The organism is Rhodopseudomonas sp. B29, from assembly GCF_000333455.1.
GTDB lineage: Bacteria > Pseudomonadota > Alphaproteobacteria > Rhizobiales > Xanthobacteraceae > Rhodopseudomonas.
On record NZ_BADD01000561.1, the window covers coordinates 1 to 6512 of the forward strand.

Below are 6512 nucleotides of genomic sequence, written 5' to 3' on the forward strand. Positions count from 1 at the left end.
CTGCGCGATCAGTTGATCGACCACGTCCCTCGCTACCCGGGTGTCGCGGTGCCGACCACGATCGTCGCCGGCCGCGCCGACGCGGTGGTGCCACCGCAGCTCCACGCCGAGCGGCTGGCGGAGGCGATCCCGCAGGCACGGCTGTTGTGGCTCGACGGCGCCGGTCACATGGCCCATCACGCCCACGCCGAGGCCATTGCCCGCGAGATCGAGCGGCTGGCTGGCGCCGAAGCGGTGCCGGCGCGGATGCGACTGTGAATCTCACCCCTCGTCCGTAACGAGATCGTGCCCTCCCCCCCCGACCCGACTATGATGAAACCCGGCCGCTGCTTCGCGCGTTGCGGCCGTGGTCGTCGTTTCCGCTGTCCCGAGGATGTCCGATGAAAGCTCTGAAGATCGCGCTCGCCGTCGCCGCGGTGTCCGCCCTCACTGCCGCGCCAGCGCTGGCCCGGCACAAGCATCACCATCACCACCGGCATCACGTCCACGTCTATGGACCGCATCTGTCCACCGATCCGTGGCTGTTCACGCACAACTACGGCCCGCCGGTTTTCCCGGGCGATGCCTACGCCTTCTACGACGGCCCGTTGCGCGCGCATTGCAAGCAGAGCGCCGCCGCCTATCGCGGCCAGGACGGCCGTCGTCATCCCTGCTACTGATCGCCTGGTCGGTTGCACCCGCCACCGAACGGCGGCAAACTGCCGCCGCGGCCACCGGGCCGCGCGCCCATCATGGACATCGCCCAATGACCGACTCCGCCGAAGACATCCGCAAGATCGCCGCAGCCCTGCTGAAGACGGCCATCGAGATCGTCTCCGAAGAGGACGGCGGCGCGCATAATCAATGCAAGCTGTGCAACGCCTCGGTGCCGTGGCTGCAGACCGGCGACCAGATCAAGCACGCACCGGAATGCCCCGTTACGTTGGCGCAGCAGGTTTTGGCCAAGCCGAAGCTGCAGGTGGTGTAAGGCCCAGGCGGGCTCACAGACTCCACGAAGCACAGCATATCGCGCGGCGTCTCGCTGCCCCACGAAGGTCTCGCGAATGGCCTGAACGCCGGCGCCGCGGGGCTTGGCGTCACGCTGGCATTCAGGCGAGTTGGGCCTCGATCGCCGCCTTGTCGATCACCGACCAGACTTCGACGATCCGGCCGGCCCTGAATTCGTAGAAGACGTTTTCGGCAAAGGACAGCCTTTTGCCGTTCACCGCCAGTCCCAGGAACGTCGCGGTCGGGGTGCAATCGAACTGCAGCCGAGCGGCGACGGAGGTGCCTTCGCAGACCAGCAGCGCGATCTTGAAACTCAGGTCGGGGATGTCGCGAAAGTTCTGCTCCAGCATGGCGCGATAGCCGGACAATCCGAGCGGCCGCCCGTTGTGGCGCACGCCCTCGGCGACGAAGCGGCCGAGGGCGTCCCAGTCTTGCCGGTTCAGGCAGGCAATGTAGTCCCGATACAGATCCGGCAGATTCGAGGTGGCCATCTCTGGTCTCGTTGATGTGCACTGGCCCGGCGCCGGCACGCGCGACCGCGCCGGCATTGAACGCCGCGCCGGCCCGGGCGGTTCCGCCGGCGGCCGGCATCGATCGGCCGCCGGCCCGCCTTCTGCGCGGCGCCCGCCAGTTACTTGCTGACCAACGTCACCTTGCCGTCGTCAATCTTGACCAGATGCGTTGAAGCCGGGCTTTGGCCGCTCTCCTTGCCGACGGGGCCGGCTTTCTCAAACTTGATGTTGCCGGTGAGGCCGGCGTAGCTGATCTCCCACAGCGCAGCACGGATCTTCTCCGGCTCGGCAGAGCCCGCCTTTTCGATCGCGCGGGCCAGGACGTAGACGGCGTCGTGACCGCGTGCGCCTTCCGGCAAGCCGCCCGGCGGCAGCCCGGCCTTGCCCCAGTCGGCAATGAAAGTCTTCGCCAGCGCCGGATCGGGTGCCGTGTCGGGAAACCACGGCGCAAACATCGCATCGTGGTACGAGTCGTCGGCGGCTGTGCCGGCCTGGGCGATCAGTTGATCCGGCAGCGTGCCGCCGGTGGTGACGATCCGCCGCTTCAGTCCGAGCGACTGCGCCTGCTTCATCAGCAAGGTCATCTGTTCGACGCCGGTTGTGATGAACAGCGTGTCGCTGTCTGTTCCCTTCAGGTTCGACAGCTGAGCCGTGACGTCCTGCGCGGACGCGTCCATCACCAGCGACTTGTTGACGACCAGGCCCTTGTCTTTCAGCATCTTGCCGAATTCGGCGGCGGCGCCGATCCCCCAATCGTTGTTGACGGTCAGGAAGTCGGCTTTCTTGATGCCCAGCGGCTCGACGAAACGGGCGAAGCTCTTGGCTTCGGTGCCATTGGTCGGGCTGATGCGGAAGATGTAGGGATTGCCCATCGTGGTGATCTTGTCGGCGCTCGAGGTCTCGACCACCATCGGGATCTGATATTCGAGCAGCTTCGGCATCACCGCCAGCGTGTAGGTCGAGCTCCAGGCCCCGACCATCGCCGACACCTTGTCGTGGGTAATGAGTTTCTCGGCGACGGCCGCGGCTTCGGTGGGATTGCTCTTGTTGTCTTCGATGATGAGTTCGAGCTTCTTGCCGAGAATGCCGCCCTTGGCGTTGATCTGTTCGGCGGCGATCCTCGTGCCGGCCGCGACCATGGTGCCCGATGCGGCGACAACGCCGGTGAGTGGCTGATCGACACCTATCTTGATGGTGTCCTGCGCGACCGCCGGGCCGATCAGGGCGGCGGTCACCACGGCGCATGCGATCCACGATCGAGACGTATTCATCCTCACCTCCTGCTCTGTTTACGGCCGCCCGGGCCGGCCCGCTGCCCACTTCACCCTAATAGCCTAACTTTAGGATGTTTGAGCTGCACGGCGATAATTCCGGCAGGCGCTGCCCAACTTCAGCGCAGCCGGCTGCTTGCGGCATAAGTCTATTGTGCTAACTTTAGAACTTATCAGTCGTCGTTGCGGCCGGGGAGAAGCGCTGCATGGATTTGATCGGCAAGGTGGCGATCGTCACGGGCGGGGCCATGGGGATCGGGTTCGCCGCGAGCGAGGCGCTGGCGGCGCAAGGCGCCGCGATCGTGATAGCCGACAGCAAGAACGCCGCCGCCGCTGCCGAGCGATTGCGCGGCAAGGGTTATCAGGCGACGCACGCCGACACCGACGTCTCCAGCGAGGACGACACACGGCGCATGGCCGAGACCGCGCTGCAGGCGTACGGGGGCATCGACATCCTGCTCAACAACGCGGGGATCTATTCGACGCTGACGCTGAAGCCGTTCGAGGAACTGAGCGTGGCCGAATGGCGGCGCATCCTGGAGGTCAACGTGATCGGGCAGTTCCTGTGCTGCAAATCCGTGGTTCCGCAGTTCAAGGCGCAGCGGTCCGGACGGATCATCAACATCTCCTCCGGCGTCGCTTTCAAGGGCAATCCCGGCATGCTGCATTACGTCGCCACCAAGGGCGCCGTCGTCTCGATGACCCGCACGCTCGCAACCGAGCTGGGCGAGCATGGCGTGACGGTGAACAGCGTGGCGCCCGGCTTCACGCTCAGCGACGGCGTGCAGCACAATCCCGAGCTGGCCGGCACGGTCGCGGAATTCTCGGTGCGCAATCGCGCGCTGAAGCGGGACATGATGCCGAACGACCTGGCCGGCGCGGTCTGCTTCTTCGCCGGCCCGCACGCGGCCTTCATCACCGGCCAGACGCTCGTCGTCGACGGCGGCGCTTACTACCACTGAGCATCCGCCGGCCCTTCCCTCAGACGATACAGGACAGCCATGACGTACATAAAAGAGGCTTGGTATCCGGTCGTATGGGCCGACCGCATCGGCCGTGAGCCGACCCGCCACGTCGTGCTGGAGGAGCCCATCGTTCTCTACCGGCTCCAGGACGGAACGATCGCGGCGCTGCAGGATGCCTGCCCGCACCGCCTCGCGCCGTTGTCGCTCGGCAAGGTGAAGGGCGACACCATCGAATGCGGCTATCACGGCATGACGTTCGACTGCAGCGGCAAATGCGTCCTCATCCCCGGACAGGAGATCATTCCGGCCCGCGCTGCCGTCCGCGCCTATCCGCTGCAGGTCCGCTACGGCCTGGTCTGGCTGTATATGGGCAACCCGAAGAATGCGGATCCGGACCGCATCTTCCACATCGCGCAATACGACGACCCGGCCTGGCACGCGGTCCAGGGCGACACGCTCCGGATCGAGTGCAACTATCTCAGCCTGTGCGACAATCTGCTCGATCCCGCGCACGTGACGTTCGTCCACGCCACCACGCTGGGCACGCCGGCCGGCGCCAGCGTTCCGGTCAACAACGACTATCGTGACGACGAAATCTGCGTCTGGCGCTGGATCCGCAACGCGCCGCCGATCGGTGTGTTCGCCAGGTTCGGCGGACTGACCGGTATGGTCGACCGCTGGCACTACTACAACTTCACCGCGCCGTGTTACTTCAGGATCGACATGGGTTCGTGCCCGACCGGCAGCATCCCCGACATGGAGAGACGCTCCGAAGGCACGCAGATGTACACCTGCCACGTGCTGACCCCGGTCGACGGCCGCACCGTGCTGCAGCACTGGTTCCACGTCCGCAATTTCCGCACCGACGAGACCGAGATGGACGCCGATCTCAACGCCAGTCTCGACATGGCCTTCCGCGAAGACAAGGTCATCCTCGAACGTATTCAGCTCGAGGAGGAACGCGCGCCGGATGCCAAACGCATCGTCCTCGGCATCGACGCAGCGCCGATGAAGATGCGGCGCATGGTCGATCGCTTGATCGAAGCGGAGCAGCCGGCGGCCCGCCAGGCCGCCGCATCTTGACCGAAATGGTGGCAGCGCGTGCCGACAATTTGCGCGCCGCCGACGCGAAAAGCGCCGTCAGCTCGGTGGATTTGTCGATACCATGCTGGCGAACGACGGTTTGCTGGCGCAGATGAGGTTCGGCATGAGTCTCGATGATTCCCGGGTGATCGTTCTCGACGTCGTCGCTTCCGCCATCTCGGGCATTCCGGTCTGCTATCCGGTTCCACCGGCGATGGCCGACGATACCAATCTGATCCCGATCGATCACGGCTCGGCGCCGAGTGGCTTCGCCTCTCTCCAACGGGTTTGGACGGGACTACGCGCGCAATTGGCCCTGCGAGCCTGAGCGCCGGCCCCACGGTCGTTGCGAGCCACGTCGTTCGGGACGAACTTCGCTCGGAGATCGGCTCAGTCGCCGCGCTTACGGACGGTCTTTCGCGGCTTCGGCACCAGATCCCGGCGAAGCGAGAAACAATTGCGCTGGTAGTGAAACTCCGCGACGTAGATCGCCACGTTGGCACGGTCGACGAGCACCAGACGGCAGTCGGCGGTCGGCTCGCCGAGTCCCACGCGGAGCAATGCGGCGGTTTCCGGATCGGCGACCCCGATCGTGACCACCTGCAGCGCATGCGCGATGTCGACGTCGGACATCTCCATAATTCGGGGCAGCGCCGGCTTGCGCTTAAAGGTGCGCCGGTCGCGCACGTAGATGTCCCGAGACAGACGCAGGTCCGCGACCGCGAACGGCCGGCCGCGGTTGAACTGCACGCTGCGCAATTGAACGTAGTCCGCGGCCGAGACGCCCTCGCCGGCCTGAAGCGGCGGTGGAGCGGCGTTCTCGTCGATATGGACGATCTTGATGGTGTTGTCGCGAACGTCGTCGATGACCGACTCGAGATCGTTAGCCAGATTGAACCAGTGTTTCTCCGCGGGACGACCGGACACGAAAGTGCCTCTGCCGCGGATGGATTCGACCAGTCCATCGTCGCGCAACAGGTCGAGGCCTTGCCGAACCGTGATGCGAGCGACGTTGAACTCGGCCTCCAGCTGTTCGATCGTCGAGATCTTGTCCCCGACCTTCCAGACTCCCGACTCGATCCTGTGGCGCATCACGGATGCGACCTGCAGATACAGCGGCACCCGGTTTCGATCTCGATCTTGGCTTCGCATGAGTGATTTTGGGCAGCGATCAGTGAGACGACGAAGTTGGCCGGCCGGCGAGACTCGCCGAACCGCATTTCATCGCAAACATAGCGGCTCTGCCGAAGGGAATCATCCCAATGTTGGTATTATGGGCCCAGAAGAGGTCTACACCAGCTCCTCAGCGGTCGGGCGGCCGCGCTGCGGAGGCCACGGTTAGGCGGCGGCACCGTCAAGCCACCGCTACTCGCGCTCCGCGCCCTCGCGCGCGCAGCAGCAGCGCCACCGCGATGGTGATGTTGAGGGCGTTCCAGCCGAGGCCGTTGAGGAAGGCGGCGGCGTAGGAGCCGGTGGCGTCGAAGATCACGCCGGAGATCCAGCCGCCGAGCGACATGCCCATCACCGACGCCATGATCACCAGCCCGACGCGGGTCGCGGCTTCGCGCGCCGGCATCGCCTCGCGCACGATGATGGCGTAGGCCGGCACGATGCCGCCCTGGAACAGGCCGAACATCGCCGAGATCAGATACAGCGACGTCAGGCTGTCGAAGAACAGATAGAACAGCAGCGCG

The 6512-nt window shown here is 65.3% G+C and carries 9 protein-coding genes and 1 pseudogene; 6 read left to right on the forward strand and 4 right to left on the reverse strand.

Going from position 1 to position 6512, the window contains the following annotated elements; translation table 11 throughout:
- The 3 genes from I5M_RS19940 to I5M_RS19950 all read left to right on the forward strand — a co-directional run.
- The coding region (locus I5M_RS19940) for an alpha/beta fold hydrolase (protein ID WP_031337136.1) at window positions 1-258 on the forward strand (258 nt) is incomplete at its 5' end.
- A 122-nt stretch (window positions 259-380) separates the two neighbouring features.
- Window positions 381-659: a hypothetical protein gene (locus tag I5M_RS19945; protein WP_022723003.1), complete on the forward strand. Its 279-nt coding sequence runs from the start codon at window positions 381-383 to the stop codon at window positions 657-659.
- An 86-nt stretch (window positions 660-745) separates the two neighbouring features.
- Window positions 746-967 carry a DUF3222 family protein gene (locus I5M_RS19950; protein WP_022723004.1) on the forward strand — a complete coding sequence of 74 codons (222 nt, stop codon included), beginning with the start codon at window positions 746-748 and terminating at the stop codon, window positions 965-967.
- A 121-nt stretch (window positions 968-1088) separates the two neighbouring features.
- On the opposite strand, the gene I5M_RS19955 is transcribed toward I5M_RS19950, so the two are convergent.
- Together I5M_RS19955 and I5M_RS19960 are read right to left on the reverse strand one after the other, a co-directional pair.
- Window positions 1089-1478, reverse strand: coding sequence for an ester cyclase (locus I5M_RS19955; protein ID WP_022723005.1), 390 nt, complete (start codon window positions 1476-1478; stop codon window positions 1089-1091).
- 140 nt (window positions 1479-1618) lie between these two features.
- Complete coding sequence (locus I5M_RS19960) at window positions 1619-2770, reverse strand: ABC transporter substrate-binding protein (protein ID WP_031337138.1); 1152 nt, start codon at window positions 2768-2770, stop codon at window positions 1619-1621.
- Between the two features lie 206 nt (window positions 2771-2976).
- Here I5M_RS19960 and I5M_RS19965 point away from each other — a divergent pair, with 206 nt between their 5' ends.
- The 3 genes from I5M_RS19965 (at window position 2977) to I5M_RS19975 (ending at window position 5146) form a co-directional block, all read left to right on the forward strand.
- Window positions 2977-3732 (forward strand): SDR family NAD(P)-dependent oxidoreductase, encoded by a 756-nt coding sequence (locus I5M_RS19965; protein ID WP_022723007.1) that lies wholly within the window; start codon window positions 2977-2979, stop codon window positions 3730-3732.
- A gap of 39 nt (window positions 3733-3771) precedes the next feature.
- A complete protein-coding gene (locus I5M_RS19970) occupies window positions 3772-4818 on the forward strand; it encodes an aromatic ring-hydroxylating dioxygenase subunit alpha (protein WP_022723008.1) in 1047 nt (348 codons plus the stop codon).
- An 82-nt stretch (window positions 4819-4900) separates the two neighbouring features.
- Window positions 4901-5146: a hypothetical protein gene (locus I5M_RS19975; protein ID WP_022723009.1), complete on the forward strand. Its 246-nt coding sequence runs from the start codon at window positions 4901-4903 to the stop codon at window positions 5144-5146.
- A 62-nt stretch (window positions 5147-5208) separates the two neighbouring features.
- On the opposite strand, the gene I5M_RS19980 is transcribed toward I5M_RS19975, so the two are convergent.
- Together I5M_RS19980 and I5M_RS19985 are read right to left on the reverse strand one after the other, a co-directional pair.
- Complete coding sequence (locus I5M_RS19980) at window positions 5209-5940, reverse strand: GntR family transcriptional regulator (RefSeq protein WP_244432057.1); 732 nt, start codon at window positions 5938-5940, stop codon at window positions 5209-5211.
- Between the two features lie 232 nt (window positions 5941-6172).
- Window positions 6173-6512, reverse strand: a pseudogene (locus tag I5M_RS19985) (MFS transporter); the annotation flags it as partial.

Coding starts and splice junctions, on each gene's coding strand:
- I5M_RS19945 (WP_022723003.1), top strand. CDS start 381: ATGAAAGCTCTGAAGATCGCGCTCGCCGTCGCCGCGGTGTCCGCCCTC.
- I5M_RS19975 (WP_022723009.1), top strand. CDS start 4,901: ATGCTGGCGAACGACGGTTTGCTGGCGCAGATGAGGTTCGGCATGAGT.
- I5M_RS19965 (WP_022723007.1), top strand. CDS start 2,977: ATGGATTTGATCGGCAAGGTGGCGATCGTCACGGGCGGGGCCATGGGG.
- I5M_RS19950 (WP_022723004.1), top strand. CDS start 746: ATGACCGACTCCGCCGAAGACATCCGCAAGATCGCCGCAGCCCTGCTG.
- I5M_RS19955 (WP_022723005.1), bottom strand. CDS start 1,478: ATGGCCACCTCGAATCTGCCGGATCTGTATCGGGACTACATTGCCTGC.
- I5M_RS19960 (WP_031337138.1), bottom strand. CDS start 2,770: ATGAATACGTCTCGATCGTGGATCGCATGCGCCGTGGTGACCGCCGCC.
- I5M_RS19970 (WP_022723008.1), top strand. CDS start 3,772: ATGACGTACATAAAAGAGGCTTGGTATCCGGTCGTATGGGCCGACCGC.